The sequence below is a fragment of the Paenibacillus sp. F411 genome, from assembly GCF_017582705.1.
GTDB lineage: Bacteria > Bacillota > Bacilli > Paenibacillales > Paenibacillaceae > Paenibacillus_AQ > Paenibacillus_AQ algicola.
The window spans coordinates 1-19,812 of record NZ_JAGFIP010000021.1; the positions used below are offsets into that span (position 1 = coordinate 1).

Genomic DNA, 19,812 nt, shown 5'->3' on the forward strand with positions numbered 1-19,812 from the left:
CTGCGCCGCGCCGCGGCCTGCCGGCTTCGCACCGCGCCGCCCGGCAGCGGGGGCCGCGGCGTCCGTGCGCTGCAGCGCCCAGCGCCTGCCCGCACCGTCGCTGGCAGCCGGGCCGCCGCTGCCAGTGCGTCCATCCCCGCTCTCCGGCTGCGCCTTGATGTGGAAGACGCTCTGAAGAAAGCGCGATACCTCCATCTTCCGTCCCCGGTAGTAGCCCGGCGAGCTGATGATCAGCTCATCACGGGCGCGGGTGACGGCAACATAAGCAAGCCGCCGCTCCTCTTCCAGCGCCTCGTCGCCCTTCTGCTCCCGGGCCGTGAGCGGGCGGCTGTCGTCGCGCTGTGCAGCCTGCAGGGCGGAGGTGTGCGGCAGAATGCCGTCAGACGCGCCGATCAGGCAGACCACCGGAAACTCCAGCCCCTTGGACTTGTGAATGGTCATGAGCTTGATGGCGTCGGCATGCTCATCCTTTTTGCGGTGCATCATGTCCCCGTGAACCTCAATCAATGCATCGACGAAGGCAAGGAAGGAGGGAATATCCTTGAACCGCTTGGCGGACGCCTCCAGCTCATCCAGTCCCTCCTGGATGAATTCCTTATGCAGCGTCAGATCCTTGCCCCGGTCGGCTTCCATAAATTTGTCGTAGAACCGCACCCGGATCTCCCGAATCGCTTCTGCCGGCTCCATGAGCTTCAGAGATTTAATCAGCTTCGACCGCTCCCGAACCTGCTCTATCTGAAAATCCTTCAAGCCGGGGAAGGTGAGCAGATGGGAGAGGGGACCTTTTTTGGGGCGGGGGGTGTCCTGCTGCAGGATATGCTCCATCCCTCTCTCCCGGTTGATATACAGCGTTGGCAAAATCCCGCCCAGCGCCTGGAAATTGCGACGATCGAGCGACAGCCTCAGATGCTCCATCACTGGCTTCACCATCCACTGCTCATAGAACAGATCGTTCTGCTCATAGTGGATAAACGGAAGTCCCGCCAGCACCAGCTGCTCGAATATGGCCCGGCTGTTATGCGAGGTCCGGTACAGGATACAGTAATCCCCGTATGGTCTGCGGTTCTCATTTACGGCCTCCTGGATCGAGCTCAGCAGGAGCGAGGCCTCCTCATCCGGATCATTGGGGCGGAGGTAGAGCGGGACCTGATCGCTTTTTCGGGTGGATTGCAGTGTTTTGGGGCGCCGAAGCTGGTTGTGCTGGATGATCTCATTGCCCAGCCCCACAATGCTCGACAGCGAGCGGTAATTGATGTCCAGGGTAATGACCCTGGCACCGGGAAAGGCTTGGTCAAAGTGAAGAATAAACTCATGCCGGGCGCCGTTGAAGCTGTAAATGGTCTGATCGTCATCTCCCACCACCATGAGATTGTTATGAGGCTTCACAAGCATTCGGATAAGCTCATAGGGCAGCAGGCCGGTATCCTGGAATTCATCGACCATGACGTAACGGAAGCGGCGTTGCAGTGAATGCAGCAGGGGCTGATCGTTCTGTAGAAGGCGGTGGGCCCAGACAAGAATATCGTCAAAATCCATCTGGCCATGCTCTTCCTTCCACGTCTCATATCTGGCAAAAACCTGCCGGGTCTCCACCTCTGCCGGGGTGCTGGCCGGAAGCTCGTCCAGTCCTGTCATGTTCAGGCGATAGGCGGACCACAGCGATAACAGCGTCTCGGCCTCATAGCGGTCCGCAAGGCCCATTTCCCGCAAAATCCGCTTCACGATGAATTGCTGATGCCTGGTATTGCTCAGAATTTCCTGCCGGTAGCCGCGCGTGCGCAAAATGTACAGGAAAAACGAATGAAAGGTCCGGGCTGTTACCTGCTCGGCCTCCCGATTGCGAATGCCCGGCAGTGCCCGAATCCGCTCCTTCATTTCGGCTGCAGCCTTGGAGGAGAATGTGACCAGCAAGATGGAGCCGGGGTCTGCTCCGCCGGCAGCAATGAGATGCCCGGCGCGGCTGACCAGCACGGACGTCTTGCCGGAGCCCGCTCCGGCCAGCGTCAGCAGCGGGCCTTCTCCGTGGCGTACCGCTTGAATCTGCGCTGCATTCAGGAACAGCCCCTGCTCCTCCAGGCCGCGGAAGAAGGGAGCATCCCGGTCTGTACTGCGCACCAGCTCGCGGCTGCTGCGGGAGGAGGTCAGCCCTGCAAAGGGAAGGTCACGCCGCTGACTGCCGAAGGGTCGCTTAAAGAAATGAGTCATATGTGAATCACCTGTCATTGTAATTTAAAAACAGCCCTCCCAGTGTACCGGAATTGCAGCGGACTGGCAAAGGAAATTGCTGATGTCTTGCAAGGAAGACCGTGACGGGAAGCCTGCACCTATAGACCAATAGCATAAAGAAAAGAGCTGCCCTCAGGATTTTGTGGTCCTGGAGGTGCAGCTCTTAACGGTACGGGATGCCGCTTATGGCAAAGCTTTGCCGCGCGCACTTACGTACAGGGAATACCATTCCTCCCGCGTCAGCTCAACCAGCTCCGCACCGCCGCAGGCGCGGATCCGGTCCGGATTACGGGTGCCGATCACCGGCTGGATGCCCGCCGGATGCTTCATCAGCCAGGCCAGAAGCACGGCTTCCGGGGATGCCTCCTTCTCTTGAGCCAGGCGCTGGATCAGCGCAGCCGTTTCTTGAATATCCTCGGGCAGCTGCTCCACAGCTCGTCCGGTGTACAAGCCTCTGGCAAGAGAGCCCCAGGCCTGGATCTGGATGTTGTTCTGCTGACAGTATTCCAGCGTGCCCGCCGGGAACGTATGGTTCTGAAAAGCCTCCTGGTTGACATGAACGCCTGCATCCAGCCAGCCCAGATGCTGCAGACTCATCTGCAGCTGATTAACGATGAATGGCTCCTTCGTATAGGCCTGCAGCAGTGAAATCTGGCCGGCATGCATATTGGAGACGCCAAAATGACGAACCTTGCCGGATGCCTTCAAATCCTCCAGCGCTTCCGCGACCTCGGAAGGGTCCATCAGCGGGTCAGGACGGTGCAGCAGCAGCAGGTCCAGGTATTCAATGCCAAGCCGTTTCAACGAGCCGTCCACACTATGAATGATATGCTCCTTGGAGAAGTCATAGCGCCCCGGCACCCCGTTCTGCTCCGCAAAACGGATTCCGCACTTGCTCTGAATAATCATGCTCTCCCGAAGCTCGGGACGTTCCTTCAGGACCTGGCCGAACACTTCCTCGGCCTTGCCGCGCGTATAGATGTCCGCATGGTCATACATGTTGATTCCTACCGCCAAAGCGGCATCCACGGCTTCATGGGCTTCTTTGAGATGCAAAGACGTAATCGGGCTTTCGTCCCAATCTCCGCCAAGCCCCATGCATCCCAGCACGAGACGGCTTGCCGGCACATTCCGGCGGTTTAAAGGCATAATGCTCATATCATTCATAACCTCCCATAAATATCATTGTTAGCTGTGAGGCACATGCATTTCTACGTGATGCTACAGTACCAAGACAGCGGGTCTCCCGGGCACGGCTGCGAGCGAAGCCGTGCCTTACCGGCTGCGCTCCAGACTGCGGAGCAGACTGGTCTTATGTCCATAAATGACGGCTTTATTAGTCAGGAACGCCGTATATAGCAGAATAAATACGCCGTACGGAAAGCCGGTCCCGTCAATGCTGGGAACTGCCGCTTCGGCGGCGATGAAGTAGCCCAGCGTCAGCAGAACCGGAAGCTGGCGCTTGAGCCGGTATTTCCATACAGACCAGATCAGGCCGACCACACCGGCATATAGCAGCACCAGCCGTACGAAGTCGAGCGCGGACTGCACAACCCGCCGGGTATCGGGGTCGGCGAAACGGCCCGCGTACCGTGTAGATAGTCCTCCAAAGACGCTGCGGAACAGGTGAACGAGCGGATTCCCTTCAATAAATCGGGCTTCCAGCCATAGTGGTGCGAGATTCCAGGGACCTGGGAGATACATCAGCTTCTGAAATCGCGGCAGGCTAAGCCACCATGGCGACAGCACAAGGATATAGCCGCCGGCGATCAGGAGCGTACCCCATAGTATGTATCTCATCGGACTTTTGTAAATATACCACAGGATCAGAAATACCCCGGGATACAGCAGTGCTTGCAGATTGAAGCAGGCAACGGCGGCGGTCAGTACGCCGGCGGCTGCATACCAGGCTAGCTGCCTCAGCTCTAATGCAGCAATTACTGAGCATACGAGCAGCAGCATCAGTGTCTGCATGGTCATATCCGGCAGAATGAGCCGGGCGAGACCGTAGGCAGGCCAGTACAAGGCGTAGATAATAGCAGCGAGCAGTGCAGTCGTGGTGTTGAACATGTACCTTGCCAGCACGAATATCAGATAGACAGAAACGGCATGCAGGATACATTGGATGATCCGGTATGCGGTAAAGGCGGTGTCTTCCTCCCCGAACAGCTGGATCAGGGCGAAGATCATTAACGGAACCCCTGGCATGACGCCGGAAACGGCGCTGGAGCCGTCTCCGGCTCCGTCACGGCTGATCAGCAGGGCGCTGGTCATATACTGCTGTTCCATTTCAATCACAGCCGCTCTCGGGTTCTTGGAATCTCCGGCTGCAACAAGCAGGCATGACAATAGAAACACAATGACAATGAGCCCCAGGAGCACTTTGCGGTTCAGGCGGTTCAAGGACCAGATGGAAAACAAATTGTCCACTCCATTTTTATCATATTCGTTCTATCTCTTATCTTAATGAAACGGGAGCGGGAAAGAAAGTCCGGCTTTCCTCTCCTTCTAAATTTCAGGCGCTCCAGCCCCATAGCGCGGCGTAAAAAAAGGCTCCGTACACACGGAGCCGCTGCTAAAATGCTAGTCATATGAGAAGCCAAAGAGTAGGGGCTGATCCTGCCGGACAGCTTCCCGGCTGTTTCTAGAAGCCGCTGTGATATTTGTCCTCACTGGAGGAGCTGTCTTTGGAGGTCCCGTCCTTGCGTTTCTCTTCCTGCTTCTCCAGGTTCAGGTCCTCCATAGGGATCGAGTCCACGGTTTCTTCGCTTTTGAACTTGTCAAACAGGCTCTCCTTCTCTGTCGGATATTGCTCGGCATGGTCGGTATGACCGGGTCCGTGATCCAGAGGAAGGTTTTTATTAGATTGTGGCATGGAAATCACCTCGTTTAGTTTGATACTCCTTTTTACCTGTTTTGGAGGAGAATCAAACATAACGGGTGAAACCCTTCGGGTCCTGTCAAGAGGATTCCATACCGGCTGCCGGCTGCTGCTGCTCCAGCATACGCTGCTCCATATACCCGATAAACAGCTCGGTCAGCTCCGGATCAAACTGGGTGCCTGAGCATCGGCGCAGCTCGGCAATGCCTTCCTCGTAGGTCTTCGTCTTCTGATAAGGCCGTTCGGTCGTCATGGCGTCAAAGGAGTCAATGATCGTCAGCATCCGGCACAGGCGCGGAATTTGCTTGCCGCTGTAGCCGTGAGGATAGCCGCCGCCGTCGTAACGCTCATGATGAAGCTCGATGAATGGCACCAGCTCCTTCAGCTTTTCGTTCGTTTCAGCGATGCGCTTGCCCCATACGACATGATTCTTCACCGTTTCCCATTCCTCGGCGGTCAGCTTGCCCTTCTTGTTCAGAATGCCCCATGGTATTTCCAGCTTGCCGATATCGTGGATTAGCGCGCCCAGGATGAAATGCCGCCGGTCCACACTGTCGAGCTTCAGCACCGTGCTCATATCCATCGCATAGCGGAAGACCCGCTTGGAGTGCTTGAAGGTGTCAACATCCTTGTACAGGAACAGCTTCAGCTGCTGCTCAATATCCCGTACATCCTCGGCAAAATCGATCTCATGCTCCTTAGCGGAGCTGGATCCGTAGATATGTACATTGTTCTTACCCTGCTTCTTGGCATAGTACATGGCCTGGTCGGCAAAATCCACCAGCTGGGCTTTATCATGAATGTCTACCCGGTGGGAGGCGATGCCGGCAGAGAAGGACAGGCAGCCGGAAGGGAAGATTTCCACTCCTTCATAGTACGTGTCATTCAGCTTCTTGCGCAGCCGGTTCACAAACTCTGAGGCGGCGCCTTCATCGTACCCCGGCATCAGAATCGTAAATTCTTCACCCCCGAAGCGGGAGGCTACGACCTCTGCAGGCTCACACTCCTCATGGAGAAAATGGCCCAAAAATCCGAGCAGCATATCTCCCTTCAGATGGCCGAACTGATCGTTATATTTTTTGAAGTCATCAATATCAATCATAACCAGAGACAGCGGTGTGTCGTTCTGGGAAGCCTTTACAATCTCTTCATCCAGCAGACTTTCGAAGTAACTATGATTGAACAGTCCTGTTCGCTGGTCGCGCGTTGCCTTCTCCTGAATGTCATTGTACATGGTGAACAGCTGCTTGAAGGAGTAGGAGAGCATCGTGCTGAGTGCAATGAAGAGGGTCAGGCCGAACACCCCGTTGCTGCTGATTAGAATCGTTAACGCCAGAGATAGAATCAGGGTGCTTAAATAGACGAGAATAATATCTTTGAAAAAAGACTTTAGCGCTTCATAAAGCGTGCTCCTCATGAGGATTACATAGAAGAAGCCGATCACCAGAACATTAATAAAGAAATAGGTTGTCAATGCAGCCAGGTAGGAAAGGATTTTTTCGTTCTCCAGCGTACCAATTGTTCCACCGGTAGCCGTAAATACTATAGAGGCGCCCGAGATCATGAGCACATAAATATTAAAGTTAGCCAAGTCTTTCCAGAAGGGCTTTTTATAATATACCGACGAAATAATTAAAGTAAGTAAACATACACTGAGTGCAAACGCTGGGCCATAGATAAACATACAGGCTAGATAAACCGACGAGTCCATAGATTGTCCGTTGCCTTTAGGGGGAAGCTGAAAGGCAAAATGGTCCAGAATTAAGGTAGCTCCGGTTAACGCATACAGCCAAGTCCACTCCTGCAAGGTATAATTCAGGAATTCTGCCTTGTTGACGAAACCAAACACGATAATTCCGAACAATGAGATAATGATGAAATACCACTGGCTGGCGCTGATCTTCAGGGTCCGTTCCCGCTTTAAAAACGACATGGGCTGTTTCTCCTCGGAATACTTGATGGTGTCTCCACATTTTAAAGTATAAATCAAATCAAAACAATGAGATATACAAAAGAACAGGCTGATATCAGCCTGTTCTTTTGTATATCTTATTCTTACATGAATTTGAAGCCGGAGGTCAGAGCAACCAGTACGGATGCTACGATTACTGCGTTAAATACGATACGGGAATATTTAACATTCTCGAATTTTTTCATATTCGTCCCCTCCTTTCCAAAGTGATCTGATGTATGTGAATTATGTAGTTCTCAAAGGTTAGGCGCTGCTGCCTGTTTCCAGCGGCTTATTCTTCTCCGCCTTCTTCTTGTCTCCACTCATGAGCTGGACAATGTAGACGAAGATCCCGACGTTCATTACGATATCGCCAATACTGATGGCTTGGCTTCTCGGGTACGGGGGAGATAAGGGAATAATGTCGCCTAGGAAAGGAAGGCGTGTAGATTCATCAAGCAGGTAATGCTTGGTAATCACTGTGCCCTGACTCAGCATGTCCACATAGTAGGGATCCAGCACGGAAGCTGCCTGCAGCGATACGGGCATCCGGCCTCCGTTCACGGCCATAACCAGAAAGTTCAGGAACACGCCGGTCAGAATCAAGCCGAATCCGTGCTGATCCCGGTTGAGCCATAAAAAAATCATACCTACGATATAAATGCCCATAAACATGTAGTTGCTGATTGAGGCTACGAAGGAGGATTGGTCCTGCACCGCAAAGATAACTAGCTGAATCAGAAGCAGCACCGGAAATATCCATCCGCCCTTCAGCTTGAGCTGTCCAAAAGCATGGAGTCCCTGCTTCAAACCGCCCCGGATCATACCGACAATCAGACCTAGGATAATGCCATCAAAAACCATAACAATCTCACTTTCCTCTATCGTCGATTTTCTTCATGAAGCTTGTGATTAATGAAATTCGACCTGAAAAAGGAAAATCCTTCTTGTTGCCGAGAAAAAAAGAAAAAATATTGTCAGAGATGCTCAGATGCCAAAGAGAAATATATTCCAGTTCATTATATCAGCAATTTTTGGGAATTTAAATCCTCATTTCAGCGATTTTCGCCAGGTTTTTTTGACAGAGCCTGGTGTTGTACAATTCTTTACATAAAGTAGGGGGGTATAGTACTATGAGGTTCTAAACCATTTTATAATCCGGGAGGAATCTTATAATGAAGCAAACGGTATTAAAGGTACAAGGAATGTCCTGCGGACACTGCGTGAACGCGATTCAGGCCGCTTTGAAGGAGGCTGGTGTATCCGGTACGGTGGATCTGGAAGCGGGACTGGTCACGGTAGAATACAATGAAGGCTCGGTGAATCCGGCAGAAGTTATTGCTGCCATTGAAGAGCAGGGCTACGAAGCAGCAATTCTGGAATAGCTGATCCCGTATGGAGGGGAGTGATTTCACATGAATGAAACTATCGAGGTGCTGATGAATCATCGCTCGATTCGTAAGTATAGCTCTAGCGAGGTCAGTGACGACCAGCTGGAGCAGATCATTGCGGCAGGTCAGATGGCGTCCAGCTCCAGTAACGTGCAGGCCTACAGCGTCATTGCCATACGGGATGCCGGCATGAAATGTGAGCTAGCGGCTTTGGCAGGGCATCAGGCTTATATCGAGCAGTGTCCGGTATTTCTCGTGTGGTGTGCAGATCTATACCGATTGCAGCAGGCGGGGAAGCCTTATATGGAAGAACAGGAATCTTACATTGATTCGGTGGAGAATTTCATTGTTGCGACGGTAGATACCGCGCTGGCTGCGCAGAATGCGGCTGTAGCGGCAGAATCGCTGGGACTGGGCATTGTGTATATCGGCGGCATTCGTAATGAGATCGAGCGCATTTCAGCGCTGCTGGAGCTTCCGGAGCGGGTATACCCTGTATTCGGGATGTGTGTCGGCTATCCGGACCAGCAGCCTGACGTGCGTCCGCGGCTGCCGCTAAAGGGCGTGCTGCATCACGGCAAGTATGATGCTTCCGGGATCGCAGGCCAGGTGCAGCAATATGATGAAGCTTACCGCACCTACATGAGTGAACGTACTGGAGGAGGCCAGCCGCCTGCGGGATGGTCAGCCTTCATGGCCAAGCGACTGGCAGAGCCGGTGCGGCTGCATATGAAGGATTATCTGGAGCGGCGGGGATTGCTGAAGCGCTAGAAGGCGGTAGCCGGTGAGGGATAAGACCTCAAAGCTGCCAGATCAGGGGGACATCACAGTTGAAGCTTGTATCTTGGAATGTGAATGGCCTGCGGGCCTGTGTGAAGAAAGGGTTTATGGACGTGTTCAGAGAGTTGGATGCCGACCTGTTCTGCCTGCAGGAAAGCAAGCTGCAGGCAGGGCAGATTGAGCTGGACTTGGGGCCGGAGTATCGACAGTACTGGAACTACGCAGAACAGAAGGGCTATTCCGGGACGGCTGTATTCAGCCGTCTTGCGCCGCTGTCGGTACGCTATGGGATGGAGGAGGATCATGAGCCGGAAGGGCGAATGCTGACTCTTGAGTTTGAAAGCTTTTTCCTTGTTAATGTGTATACGCCAAATGCCAGGAGAGATTTGAGCCGCCTGCCATACCGGCTGGAGTGGGAGGATCGGTTCCGCCGCTATCTGCTGCAGCTGAACGCTAGCAAGCCGGTCATTGTATGCGGAGATCTCAATGTTGCCCATCAGGAGCTCGACCTGAAGAACGCCAGAGCCAACCTGGGCAACTCCGGCTTCACCCTGGAGGAACGGGGGAAAATGACCGAGCTGCTAGGCGCCGGCTTCCTGGATACATTCCGGCACCTGTATCCGGACAGAGGCGACGTCTACAGCTGGTGGTCTTATATGCCGAAGGTAAGGGAGCGGAATATTGGCTGGAGAATTGATTATTTTCTCGTCTCGGCCTCTCTTGCAGATCAGCTGATAGACGCCGACATCCATTGCAGTGTCCACGGCAGTGATCACTGTCCGGTGTCCTTATGCATCGACTTGCCTGAGAGGGTATCAAAACTCTGATCCTGCAGCGGCTTCCTCCAATCGGTAGAACCTGAGGGCGTTGCGGTAAAGCAGCTCCACTGCGGACTGAGCCTCTATGCCGGTAATTTCCGCCCAGGCCGCTGCAACCTCAGCAGTCATGCAGGGATGGGTCAGACGGCCGGCGAAGGGGCCCTCGAATGGCCAAGGCCCGTCCGTCTCGGTCATGACCTGCTCTGCGGGGTAGCGCCTGGCGAGCTCCTGAATGTCCTCCTCATAGAGAAGGTCCGGAGTGAAGGAGATATAGGAGCCGCCCCGCGCAAGCCGCTCAATGGTATCGGCGCTGCCTTTAAACCAGTGAAAGTGCGCAGCAGCCAGCATGCCGTGTTTTTTTAGGAGAGCATAGGCTACATCCGCATCCTCATACACGGCATGAAGCACAATCGGCTTGCCGTGCTTGGCAGCAAATGCGATAAATCGCTCCAGGAGCTCCTCATAGGGCCGGTTGTCCCAGGTCTCGCCCCGGGCTTCAGCCTCAATTCGGGTATAGTAAGGCAAGCCCACCTCGCCTACCGCGGCCATATCCTTCAGATGATGCTCCATAAATAAGAACAGCTCATCAGCCTCTTCCGCCGTTGGAAGAGGCTGTTCGGGATGGAAGCCGAAGGCCGGCTTTACCGAGGCATGCTGACGTGAGAGCAGAAGATTGCTTCGGGCAGATTCCAGCCCCATGGAAACACTGATCAACGAGGTCACGCCGCAGCCGGCCAGCTCCGCCAGAATAGTACCCTGCGCCTCTGCTGAGTAAGCGTCCAGATGAATATGAGTATCGATGTAAGATGATTGCATGGGAGATTTGCCTCCTTCTATTCCTTCTATGAATGCGCCGATCGCAGGCTGGCTACCTGTGTATCTCATGCCGCATCGTTTCGGCGAGCTCTTGCTTTAATGAAAGAAAGTCCGGATCCAGGAGCAGCTCCTCGCTTCGAGGCCGCGGAAACGGGACATGAATGGTCTTCAGAATCTGCGCCGGCCGCCGGGAGAGGACATAGATGACGTCCGATAGCAGCAGCGCTTCCTCGATGTGATGCGTGATCATCAATACGGAGCGGCGATGCTCCTCCCACAGATCCAGCAGCCAGCGCTGCATGTCGCTGCGTGTCAGTGCATCCAGCGCACTGAAGGGCTCATCGAGGCACATGAGCTCCTGCGGGCTCATCAGTGCCCGCAGGAATGCGGCACGCTGCTGCATTCCGCCCGACAGCGTCTCGGGAAATGCCTGCTCGAACCCGTGCAGGCCGGCGTGCTCCATCAGGCGGGCGGCTTCCGCTCGGGCCTGCTCGCGGGACATTCCGGCAAGCTCACGAGGCAGAATGATGTTGTCCAGCGTAGTCCGCCAAGGAAACAAGGCTGGCTGCTGCGGCATATAGGCCACTCTGCCCTTGGAGCCGGTCACCTCCTCGCCATGCATCATAATGCTGCCTTGGTCGGGGTGGATCAGCCCGCCGATCACATGGAACAGGGTGCTTTTGCCACTGCCCGAAGGTCCGATCATGGACACGAACTGCCCCGGCTGAACAGTGAGGCTAATCCCTTCTAGCACCTGAACACGGTGGCGGCGGCTGTGGAACGTCTTGTGAATGCCCTTTACTTCTAGAGCGGGGGCCTGCGTGTCAGGCTGCTCCCGGTTTGAATGCTCCTGCCGCTTGCTGGTCATACGCTCACCTCCTGGCGTGATCCGCGATCATGGTCATCTCGGTTATTGTGGCCCCATCGGACCAGGCGCTTCTCTAGCATAGCGATCAGCCCTACCATGATAAGGCTGAGCAGTACAATGATGGCAATGGCAACGAAGACCCGGTCTGTCCGGTAAGCCGATCTTTGGAGCAGCATGTAGTAGCCGATGCCCTTGTTCGAGCCGATCCACTCTCCGATCACAGCTCCCATGACAGAATAGGTAGCGGCAATCCGCAGACCGGAGAACAGGGCCGGCAGTGCATGGGGCAGCTCCAGCTTGGTAAAGGTCTGCCATCTTCCGGCGCCGGCCATTTTCATATAATTCATCATCATCACATCACTTCGGGAAAGTCCGTCCAGGGCAGCAACAGCAACCGGAAAAAAGCAGACGAGTGTAATGACGATGATCTTCGGGAGCAGGCCGAAGCCGAACCAGATCATCAGCAGCGGAGCCAGCGCAATCGTCGGTACATTCTGACTGATCACAAGCAGGGGATATAGGGCCGTGCGAAGCCAGGGTACCAGATGCAGCAGCAGTGCAAGGGCAAGTCCCACCGCCGTGCCGATGGCAAACCCGGAGAGCGTCAGGCGCAGCGTGGCCATTGTATGTCCAACCAGTCCGGGTGCTCCACTCACGGCCTCCTGGGCAATGCCGGCAGGAGAAGGCAGAATCCAGGACTCGATCCCGAGCCATACAACAGCCAGCTGCCATGCCCCCAAAAAGAGAAGGACCGCCACAACGGGCGGCCACACGCTTCTCCACCACATGTTCATGGGCGGTATTTCTCCGTTAGCTGATCCATACTGATGCCTGAGGGATATTGGGCAATTTTGACCTGGGAGATGACGCCGGGACAGCCAGCCTGAAGCAAAGCCTCGTGCATCTCGTTCACAATCTGGAGCAGCTGGGGCAGCTCGCCCTCCAGAGTTGTCTCCAGGGCGTGTACCTCATATTTCACGCCGGAGCGCTGAATAACCTTGATCGCTTCATCGACGAACGGGATGCTGTCGCGTCCGTCCGGCGTCTTGGGAATGACCTGAATGCTCAGCAGGGTAGTAGCCATTAGATCTCATCCTTCCTATATTGTCATTATCCTAAAGGCAGTTAAGGCAGAAAATCATTCGTGAACGCCTGGTCTGCTTCAATCTGCTTGTCCAGCAGCTCGCGCTCAAACATCCAGTCTGCATAGCCCTTCCAAACCTCGGCCTTTTGCTCGCCCCAGCGGGCGGCATCATCCTGATATTTCGGGCTGAGCCACTTCTGGCTCGCTAAGACGAGCTCCTGATCCAGCTCCGGTACCGCTTTGGACAGCAGAGCTGCCGCAGCCTCCGGCTGGTCGATCGCGTATTGATAGCCCTTCGCGGTTGCACGCATAAAGGCCTTTACCAGCTCCGGCTGCTGTGCAATCAGGTCCTCGCTGGTGACGAGCACAGGGGTGTAGTAATCGAGAGCTTCAGAGTAATCCTTCACGTAGATCATATCCAGCGGCTCTCCGCGAAGCTCGGCTTCAATGCCTGTCCACGCGTAGAAGATCCAGGCAAAATCAATATCCCGCTTCACCGCCGTAAAATAATCCGCATCTCCCAGATTAATCATCTGGACCTTGCTGACGTCAGCGCCCTCTTGATCCATCATGGATTTCATGACCGCTTCTTCGACCGGGGAGCCCCAGCCGCCGTACTTCTTGCCTTCAAAATCAGCCGCAGTCTTCATATTACGGTCCACCGGAGCAGCAAAGCCGGAGGTATTATGCTGTATTACAGCGGCAATAGATACCAGAGGCACGTCCTGTGTCCGGGCCAGAGTGACACTCTCCTGATAGCTGACGCCAAACTCGGCCTGACCTGCAGCTACCATGGCGTCAGTCCCGCCGGCCCCAGGCTGGACAATGCTGACGTTGAGACCTTCTTCCTCGTAATAGCCTAAATCCCGGGCCGCATACAGACCGGTATGATTCGTGTTGGCGGTCCAGTCGAGCATCAGCGTAACGTCACTTTGCTGCGCCGGACTGCCGGCAGAGCTCGGCTCTCCTTCATTCGATGCTTCCTTCTGTACATTTCCGCAGCCGGCTGTAAACAGAAGCAGGCTGCAGATGAGCAGTGCGAGCCATCTCGGATGCTTGATCATGAAGCTTCTCTCCTTTTGGGCAGTCCCACTCTTCAACCTATGAATCTGAATCCTAACAAAAACGCCCCGCGTCAGCGGGGCGGTTCACAGCAGAACAGGTTCCAAGCCAAGCTTCAATAGCTGGCCGCTGCAAGTTACCTACGCTGGCATTACCCAGATCAGGTTCAAGGGTCAGTGTCAGTAAGGGACACAATCTCAGCCGGCCGATTCCCAGCTCCCCGTGGGATGATGAAGTTGGACTGCATGTTTTTGATGATTACGAGTAATTATAGACCTGCAGGTTTCCGCTTGTCCAGCAAGCTCACCTTTTATAAGGAAGCGTTACCTCTGGAAGAATTCGATGCGCTCGCCTTCCGGCCCCTGAAAAAAGAAATAACGGCTTCCGTTCGGCAACGTAACGATGTCCTCATCCAGCTGGGGAACGTTCAATCCCTTTACGCGTGCGTACTCCTCTTTAATGTCGTCGGTGCTGACTGCAAAGTGATGCACTTTGCCTTCCTCCGGAAGATTGTCGTTATAGCCTTGAATGAGCTCGACCTCTGTCTCATCGTCGCCTTGAAAGCCAAGGAATGCAAGCTCGATGACGCCGTTGCTATGCATCATTCTTCCTTTCAGCTCCAGTCCGATGACCGAGGTATAAAAAGAAATGCTCTGATCCATGTCACGCACCATAATACCGACATGATCCAGTCGTTTTTTTGCCATGAGTGCCGCCTCCTTAAAATCTGAATGAACCAACAAGCCCAAGCATAGCATGTCAAATCGCACTGTCAAGGTTCATATCCGGGCAAACGGGTACACTATAGATACGATGTCTATTTTGGAAAGGAGCCATGCATGATGGACCATACTACATTAGAGAAGAAGATTGCTGAAGCGCTGAACCACAACAAATTTTGCTCATTCGCGACCGTGGAGGGCAACAAGCCCAAGGTTCGATATATGGCACTGTTTCATGATGGAGTGAACCTGCACCTGGCGACAGACCGTAAGACTCACAAGGTAGAAGAGCTGGAAGAGAATCCGAACGTTTACGTCCTGGCCGGCTATGAAGAGGGCGGCTCCAAGGACGTGATCGAGCTGCAGGGCATCGCCCGCGTTACCAAGCAGGAGCAGCTGCGCAATGAGCTGTGGAACGAGGATTTCAAGCGCTGGTTCAGCGGCCCGGATGATCCGGATTATGTCATTCTTGAAATCGAGGCGCAGCGCATTGAGTATACCCCTCACGGCGGGGAGCTGCAGGTATGGGAGAAGTAAGCAACGATTGATCAATAGCGAAGATTCGACAAAGGAAAGGCCTGCATATGCAGGTCTTTTTTCAAGTTATAGTTAAAACTTTACATCCTGCTGGGCAATAAGTATGATTAGGTTATACATAATTAATCCTTAAGACCTAACCGGTTGTTAAATATTTATGAGGGATTGTGTCGATAAAAAAGATATATAAACGATCTGCCTAGGAGGAATACGATGCAATGTGATAGCTGCTCCATACCAGAACCGATTGAGGATGAAGGATACGTTTACATACGGCCGGTGCTTTCGGAGGTGACCCTGCTGCTGGAGAGCGGCGGGCTAGCTGTGCGTGAGCATGAAGGCCGGTGCGTAGCAGCCTACCATAGCCGGGAGGACATTTTGTTTCTGATGCAGTCCATGAAGAAGCTGTCTGTTGGCCAGAGAGAAGAACTGGATCTGATGATTACCGGCAAAAAAGTTCGGCCCATTCGGGAGAAGTGGATTCCTTTGCGTCAGTTTGAGGAACGCCTGAAGCATTTTGACGTTGTGCAGATTATTACCGAGCAGCAGTTTACCAGCTTCATGCAGCCCATTGTCGACCGCAGCGGCGGGATTGTCGCCTATGAGTTCCTGCTCCGTCCAAGGGAGGGCGGGACGTCCTTCCAGCCTTATCAGCTCTTCGAAACGGCGAGGGAGACGGGCCTGCACTCGTTCCTCGACCGTTCCGCCCGGATTTCGGCGATCGAGACGAGCGCGATGTGGCTGCCGAACGGCATCAAGCGCTTCGTGAACTTTCTGCCCTCCTCCATTTATAATCCCGATTATTGTCTGACTCATACGTTCCAAGCGATTAACCGCTTGAATCTTGATCCGGCGGACTTTGTATTTGAGGTGGTCGAGACTGAAAAGGTGGACAATGCCCAGCATCTTCAATCCATCTTTGAGGTTTACCGGCGCAATGGCATTTCCGTTGCGATGGACGATGTCGGCTCCGGCTACTCGACACTGGAGCAAATGGTGCTTCTGAAGCCTGATTATGTCAAGATTGATCGCAGCCTGATTGACCGCTGTGATGAAAGCGGGGAGAAGCAGCAGAAGCTGCGGATCATTACAGAGACGGCCAAGGGCTTCGGAGCCTATGTGCTGGCCGAAGGGATTGAACGACCGGAGGAGTTTCAATTCGCGCGCGAGATCGGCATGGATCTGGCACAGGGCTATCTGTTCGGCAAGCCTTCTCCGCAGCCGCCGCTGGATTACAACCGTACACGCAAGGCAACCTGAGCATGAGGGTCAAGCTGGAAGTCATCGCATCCACCGTAGAGGATGCGCTGCTCGCACAGCAGCGCGGCGCAGACCGGCTGGAGCTGATCATTCGGCAGCGCTGCAGCGGCTTGTTCAGCTGCTTCGGTAACGGAACAATAATTACAGCACCAAAAGGCGTATTGACAGGCTCCTCCAGGGAGCTTGTCAATACGCCTTTTGGTTTTGGTTAGGGGCTGAAGGCCCGGATGTCTGCCGAAATCGGGAGCAGAGGAGAAAAGAACAATCCTAGCTGCCTGCTTTCACTGTACGGGAAGCCTTGGCTTCACCGCGCCCCTCCAGATGGAAGTCCTGGCCGGCCGCCTTCAGTGTCACTGCCGTATCGGTTTCGTTCAGGATGACGATGTCCTGCTCGCTCACCTTGACATTCAGGCGGGCGCCGCGGAACATCACCTTGAAGGAGAAGGAGGTCCAGTGGCCGGGAACGAACGGATCCAGGTGCAGGACGCCGTCCCTTACCTTCAAGCCGCCGAAGCCGTGAACGACCGACATCCAGGTGCCTGCCATGCTGGTGGTATGGCAGCCGTCTTCGGTATCGTTGTTGTAGTTATCCAGATCCAGGCGCGCCGTACGCAGGTACATCTCATACGCCTTCTCCTGATATCCCAGCTCGCAGGCCAGAATGGAGTGGACACATGGGGAGAGCGAGGATTCATGGACAGTGAACGGCTCATAGAAATCGAAGTTCCGTTTTTTCGTTTCCAGATCATATCGGTCTCCCAGGAAGAACAGTCCCTGCAGCACATCGGCCTGTTTGATATACACAGAGCGCAGAATGCGGTCCCATGACCATTTCTGATTCAGGGGCAGGTGGGCAGGATCGAGGCTCTTCACCGGCAGCAGCTCTTTGTCCAGGAAGCCGTCCTGCTGCAGGAAAATGCCGCGCTCTGCATCCTCCGGATAGTACATCTTGTCGATGATATGACGCCATTGAGTCGTTTCCTCGTCCTTCAGCTCCAGCTTGGAGATCAGCTCCCCATAACGCTCCGGCTCCTCGCGCTGCAGCTGCTCCAGCACCTCCAGCGTATACTCCATCGTCCAGGATGCAATGCGGTTTGTGTACCAGTTGTTATTGACGTTATTCTCATATTCGTTCGGTCCGGTAACACCGAGCATTACATACTGCTGCTTCGTCTCAGAATACTGGACACGCTGCTCCCAGAAGCGTGAAATTTCCGCCAGCACCTCCAGGCCGTATTGGCCCAGGTACGCCGTATCCCCGGTGTAATTCACATAATTATAAATGGCATAAGCAATCGCGCCGTTACGGTGGATTTCCTCAAACGTAATTTCCCACTCATTGTGGCACTCCTCGCCGTTCATCGTCACCATCGGGTACAGCGCGCCTTTGGTGAAGCCCAGCTTCTTCGCGTTTTCTTTGGCTTTTTCCAGGTGCTTGTAGCGGTAAATTAACAGATTGCGCGAGATGCCGGCATCCGCCGTGCTGAGATAGAACGGCAGACAGTAGGCCTCGGTATCCCAGTAGGTGCTGCCGCCGTATTTCTCGCCGGTGAAGCCCTTGGGTCCGATGTTCAGGCGGTCGTCCTCGCCGCTATAGGTCTGGTTCAGCTGAAAAATATTAAACCGGATCGCCTGCTGCGCCGCAACATCGCCCTCGATGACAATGTCGCTTTCCTTCCATTTGTCGAGCCAGGCTGCCTTATGCTCGCGCTCCAGCTCACTGTAGCCGGCCTGAACTGCCTGCTCCAGCAGATGGCGGGCCTGATCACTCAGTTGGCCCAGACCGTGATCACGCGAGGTGACATTGGCCACATATTTGAAGAGTGTAACTTCCTGGCCCTGACCAGCCTGAATGCTGAAGCGGCTGCCGACATATTTCTCTTTCTCTACGGCTTGAGGTGTGAGCGTGAGCTTCTCGCCGCTTCTTGCCGCCTCGAAGGTCATGGCAGAGGTCACATGGAAATCCAGCTTTTTCGTCTTCACCGTCAGCACGGAGGTGGACTCCCCGGCTTCGCGGAACACCTCCAGCCAGAACTTCTCGTCATAGTTGGAATCCTTGTTTTTCACGTCACCGTCGAGGTAAGGCGTGAAGGTCAGGGTGCCTTCAAAATTCAGCGGGGTCACACTATAACGGATGCTGCCAATCTCATGGCGCACGATGCTGACAAAGCGGGAGGAGGAAACTCTCAGCTCCTTGCCATCCTCCAGCACCGCCGTAAAGCTGCGGGACAGAACGCCTTCCTTCATGTTCAAGGTCCGCACAAAATCCTTTACGGTGCACTGGAATATATCCAGCGGCGTCCCGTCGATCTCAACGTCAATGCCGATCCAGTTCGTGCTGTTCAGCACCTTGGCAAAATATTCAGGGTACCCGTTCTTCCACCAGCCGACGCGCGTCTTGTCGGGGTAGTAGACACCAGCCATATAGCTGCCTTGCAGCGATGGACCGCTGTACTGCTCCTCGAAATTGGCGCGCTGTCCCATATATCCGTTACCAATACTAAAAATACTTTCGGAAATTTCATGGTTATGCGGGTCAAAGCCTTCCTCGATAATCGACCATTCGTTCAGTTTCAAATATTGTTTCATGATCAACGGCTCCTTTATGAATGATAAGATTGTATATGTTATGCCATATCGGCAAATTGCATATCTGCGAAATCCAGGCTGCAAAAAAGGTCGGCAGCACAAGCTGCGCTTATCTTGGAGCAGGGAGGTGCTCCAATTCCTTAAGCTGCTTCACAGAAAAGCCTGACAGTGAGGACAGCACAAGGTCCGCCTGGCCCAGCTGGTCCGCCGAGCCGATTCCCACGCTGCGCATCCCGGCGCGGCGTGCAGCCTCAATCCCGGCCTCGGCATCCTCGAAGACGACCGCCTCCTCAGGCAGCACGCCCACCTCTTTGGCTCCCAAGAGAAATACCTCGGGGTCCGGCTTCGCGCTCACGGTCTTATTGCCGTCCACGATGGCGTCAAAATACGGGGTGAGGCCCGTGTTGTCCAGAATGGACATCGCATTCTTGCTGGCGGAGCCGAGAGCGACCTTGATGCCCTGTGATCTCAGAGCTTGAAGCAGCTCCAGCGCACCCGGTAAAATCTCCGAGGCATCCATACCCGAAATGTACTCCACATAGCGTTCATTCTTTGACTCCGCCAGTCGCAGCTTCTCCTCCTCCGTCAGCTCCAGTCCGCCGATGCTGAGCAGAATGTCCAGCGAGGCCATGCGGCTAACGCCCTTCAGCCGCTCGTTATCTTCTTCCGTAAAGGTGAAGCCCAGCTCTTGTGCGAGCTGCCTCCAGGCAATGTAGTGGTATTTGGCGGTGTCTACAAGAACACCGTCCAGATCGAACAGACAGGCTTTAATCGGTGTCATAGGTTTCTCCTCCTTTAATGTCCATCCCGGCTACCCTGTAGGGATA

Annotated in this window: 20 protein-coding genes; 6 read left to right on the forward strand and 14 right to left on the reverse strand. The window is 54.3% G+C overall.

Translation table 11 applies throughout. The features are described from left to right. The 6 genes from JJQ72_RS17920 to JJQ72_RS17945 form a co-directional block, all read right to left on the reverse strand. Nucleotides 1–2,205 (reverse strand): ATP-dependent helicase (locus JJQ72_RS17920; protein WP_208204495.1); only part of this gene is annotated, 2,205 nt, incomplete at its 3' end. A gap of 204 nt (nucleotides 2,206–2,409) precedes the next feature. Continuing rightward, the gene (locus tag JJQ72_RS17925; RefSeq protein ID WP_138224264.1) at nucleotides 2,410–3,384 is read right to left on the reverse strand and encodes an aldo/keto reductase; all 975 of its coding nucleotides are present in this window, start codon (nucleotides 3,382–3,384) and stop codon (nucleotides 2,410–2,412) included. 117 nt (nucleotides 3,385–3,501) lie between these two features. Continuing rightward, the gene (locus JJQ72_RS17930; protein ID WP_208204496.1) at nucleotides 3,502–4,647 is read right to left on the reverse strand and encodes an ArnT family glycosyltransferase; all 1,146 of its coding nucleotides are present in this window, start codon (nucleotides 4,645–4,647) and stop codon (nucleotides 3,502–3,504) included. A gap of 223 nt (nucleotides 4,648–4,870) precedes the next feature. After that, complete coding sequence (locus tag JJQ72_RS17935) at nucleotides 4,871–5,101, reverse strand: hypothetical protein (protein ID WP_138224265.1); 231 nt, start codon at nucleotides 5,099–5,101, stop codon at nucleotides 4,871–4,873. 85 nt (nucleotides 5,102–5,186) lie between these two features. Further along, a complete protein-coding gene (locus tag JJQ72_RS17940; RefSeq protein ID WP_138224266.1) occupies nucleotides 5,187–7,040 on the reverse strand; it encodes a bifunctional diguanylate cyclase/phosphohydrolase in 1,854 nt (617 codons plus the stop codon). A gap of 282 nt (nucleotides 7,041–7,322) precedes the next feature. Then, nucleotides 7,323–7,922, reverse strand: coding sequence for a DUF5317 domain-containing protein (locus JJQ72_RS17945; RefSeq protein WP_138224267.1), 600 nt, complete (start codon nucleotides 7,920–7,922; stop codon nucleotides 7,323–7,325). A 311-nt stretch (nucleotides 7,923–8,233) separates the two neighbouring features. Here JJQ72_RS17945 and JJQ72_RS17950 point away from each other — a divergent pair, with 311 nt between their 5' ends. Genes JJQ72_RS17950 through JJQ72_RS17960 form a run of 3 tightly spaced genes read left to right on the forward strand, consistent with a single transcriptional unit; the run spans nucleotide 8,234 to nucleotide 10,056 of the window. After that, nucleotides 8,234–8,443 (forward strand): cation transporter, encoded by a 210-nt coding sequence (locus tag JJQ72_RS17950; protein WP_208204497.1) that lies wholly within the window; start codon nucleotides 8,234–8,236, stop codon nucleotides 8,441–8,443. 30 nt (nucleotides 8,444–8,473) lie between these two features. Beyond that, complete coding sequence (gene nfsA / locus JJQ72_RS17955) at nucleotides 8,474–9,220, forward strand: oxygen-insensitive NADPH nitroreductase (protein WP_208204498.1); 747 nt, start codon at nucleotides 8,474–8,476, stop codon at nucleotides 9,218–9,220. Nucleotides 9,221–9,279: 59 nt separating this feature from the next. Continuing rightward, a complete protein-coding gene (locus JJQ72_RS17960) occupies nucleotides 9,280–10,056 on the forward strand; it encodes an exodeoxyribonuclease III (RefSeq protein ID WP_208204499.1) in 777 nt (258 codons plus the stop codon). On the opposite strand, the gene JJQ72_RS17965 is transcribed toward JJQ72_RS17960, so the two are convergent. From JJQ72_RS17965 to JJQ72_RS17990, 6 genes are all read right to left on the reverse strand, one after another. Then, nucleotides 10,045–10,863 carry a TatD family hydrolase gene (locus tag JJQ72_RS17965; protein ID WP_208204500.1) on the reverse strand — a complete coding sequence of 273 codons (819 nt, stop codon included), beginning with the start codon at nucleotides 10,861–10,863 and terminating at the stop codon, nucleotides 10,045–10,047. The two genes, JJQ72_RS17960 and JJQ72_RS17965, sit on opposite strands and share 12 nt — an antisense overlap. Nucleotides 10,864–10,915: 52 nt before the next feature. Further along, nucleotides 10,916–11,731: an ABC transporter ATP-binding protein gene (locus JJQ72_RS17970; RefSeq protein WP_138224272.1), complete on the reverse strand. Its 816-nt coding sequence runs from the start codon at nucleotides 11,729–11,731 to the stop codon at nucleotides 10,916–10,918. Beyond that, entirely contained in the window at nucleotides 11,728–12,525 is a 798-nt protein-coding gene (locus JJQ72_RS17975; RefSeq protein ID WP_138224273.1) for an ABC transporter permease, read from the reverse strand. The genes JJQ72_RS17970 and JJQ72_RS17975 overlap by 4 nt, the downstream gene beginning before the upstream one ends. Next, a complete protein-coding gene (locus JJQ72_RS17980) occupies nucleotides 12,522–12,815 on the reverse strand; it encodes a thiamine-binding protein (protein ID WP_138224274.1) in 294 nt (97 codons plus the stop codon). Before JJQ72_RS17980 ends, JJQ72_RS17975 begins: the two co-directional genes overlap by 4 nt. Nucleotides 12,816–12,856: 41 nt before the next feature. Then, complete coding sequence (locus JJQ72_RS17985) at nucleotides 12,857–13,879, reverse strand: ABC transporter substrate-binding protein (protein WP_243896202.1); 1,023 nt, start codon at nucleotides 13,877–13,879, stop codon at nucleotides 12,857–12,859. Nucleotides 13,880–14,200: 321 nt separating this feature from the next. Then, nucleotides 14,201–14,584 carry a VOC family protein gene (locus JJQ72_RS17990; RefSeq protein WP_208204501.1) on the reverse strand — a complete coding sequence of 128 codons (384 nt, stop codon included), beginning with the start codon at nucleotides 14,582–14,584 and terminating at the stop codon, nucleotides 14,201–14,203. Nucleotides 14,585–14,719: 135 nt separating this feature from the next. Between JJQ72_RS17990 and JJQ72_RS17995 the strand changes: the two genes are divergently transcribed. From JJQ72_RS17995 to JJQ72_RS18005, 3 genes are all read left to right on the forward strand, one after another. Further along, entirely contained in the window at nucleotides 14,720–15,136 is a 417-nt protein-coding gene (locus tag JJQ72_RS17995; RefSeq protein WP_138227582.1) for a pyridoxamine 5'-phosphate oxidase family protein, read from the forward strand. 213 nt (nucleotides 15,137–15,349) lie between these two features. Then, the gene (locus JJQ72_RS18000) at nucleotides 15,350–16,396 is read left to right on the forward strand and encodes an EAL domain-containing protein (protein WP_208204502.1); all 1,047 of its coding nucleotides are present in this window, start codon (nucleotides 15,350–15,352) and stop codon (nucleotides 16,394–16,396) included. Nucleotides 16,397–16,398: 2 nt separating this feature from the next. Then, nucleotides 16,399–16,608: a hypothetical protein gene (locus JJQ72_RS18005; RefSeq protein ID WP_208204503.1), complete on the forward strand. Its 210-nt coding sequence runs from the start codon at nucleotides 16,399–16,401 to the stop codon at nucleotides 16,606–16,608. Nucleotides 16,609–16,663: 55 nt separating this feature from the next. Here the strand turns inward: JJQ72_RS18005 and JJQ72_RS18010 are convergent, their stop codons facing one another. Both JJQ72_RS18010 and pgmB read right to left on the reverse strand, forming a co-directional pair. Next, entirely contained in the window at nucleotides 16,664–18,985 is a 2,322-nt protein-coding gene (locus JJQ72_RS18010) for a glycoside hydrolase family 65 protein (protein WP_208204504.1), read from the reverse strand. Between the two features lie 109 nt (nucleotides 18,986–19,094). After that, nucleotides 19,095–19,766 carry a beta-phosphoglucomutase gene (gene pgmB / locus JJQ72_RS18015; protein WP_208204505.1) on the reverse strand — a complete coding sequence of 224 codons (672 nt, stop codon included), beginning with the start codon at nucleotides 19,764–19,766 and terminating at the stop codon, nucleotides 19,095–19,097. Between the last annotated feature and the right edge of the window lie 46 nt (nucleotides 19,767–19,812).

Bases quoted from the DNA above. Each gene is read 5' to 3' on its own strand.
- JJQ72_RS17925 (WP_138224264.1), bottom strand. From the start codon at position 3,384: ATGAGCATTATGCCTTTAAACCGCCGGAATGTGCCGGCAAGCCGTCTC.
- JJQ72_RS18005 (WP_208204503.1), top strand. From the start codon at position 16,399: ATGAGGGTCAAGCTGGAAGTCATCGCATCCACCGTAGAGGATGCGCTG.
- JJQ72_RS17945 (WP_138224267.1), bottom strand. From the start codon at position 7,922: ATGGTTTTTGATGGCATTATCCTAGGTCTGATTGTCGGTATGATCCGG.
- JJQ72_RS17950 (WP_208204497.1), top strand. From the start codon at position 8,234: ATGAAGCAAACGGTATTAAAGGTACAAGGAATGTCCTGCGGACACTGC.
- JJQ72_RS17935 (WP_138224265.1), bottom strand. From the start codon at position 5,101: ATGCCACAATCTAATAAAAACCTTCCTCTGGATCACGGACCCGGTCAT.
- JJQ72_RS18000 (WP_208204502.1), top strand. From the start codon at position 15,350: ATGCAATGTGATAGCTGCTCCATACCAGAACCGATTGAGGATGAAGGA.
- JJQ72_RS18010 (WP_208204504.1), bottom strand. From the start codon at position 18,985: ATGAAACAATATTTGAAACTGAACGAATGGTCGATTATCGAGGAAGGC.
- JJQ72_RS17940 (WP_138224266.1), bottom strand. From the start codon at position 7,040: ATGTCGTTTTTAAAGCGGGAACGGACCCTGAAGATCAGCGCCAGCCAG.
- JJQ72_RS17985 (WP_243896202.1), bottom strand. From the start codon at position 13,879: ATGATCAAGCATCCGAGATGGCTCGCACTGCTCATCTGCAGCCTGCTT.
- pgmB (WP_208204505.1), bottom strand. From the start codon at position 19,766: ATGACACCGATTAAAGCCTGTCTGTTCGATCTGGACGGTGTTCTTGTA.
- JJQ72_RS17965 (WP_208204500.1), bottom strand. From the start codon at position 10,863: ATGCAATCATCTTACATCGATACTCATATTCATCTGGACGCTTACTCA.
- JJQ72_RS17975 (WP_138224273.1), bottom strand. From the start codon at position 12,525: ATGAACATGTGGTGGAGAAGCGTGTGGCCGCCCGTTGTGGCGGTCCTT.
- JJQ72_RS17990 (WP_208204501.1), bottom strand. From the start codon at position 14,584: ATGGCAAAAAAACGACTGGATCATGTCGGTATTATGGTGCGTGACATG.
- JJQ72_RS17980 (WP_138224274.1), bottom strand. From the start codon at position 12,815: ATGGCTACTACCCTGCTGAGCATTCAGGTCATTCCCAAGACGCCGGAC.
- JJQ72_RS17995 (WP_138227582.1), top strand. From the start codon at position 14,720: ATGGACCATACTACATTAGAGAAGAAGATTGCTGAAGCGCTGAACCAC.
- nfsA (WP_208204498.1), top strand. From the start codon at position 8,474: ATGAATGAAACTATCGAGGTGCTGATGAATCATCGCTCGATTCGTAAG.
- JJQ72_RS17970 (WP_138224272.1), bottom strand. From the start codon at position 11,731: ATGACCAGCAAGCGGCAGGAGCATTCAAACCGGGAGCAGCCTGACACG.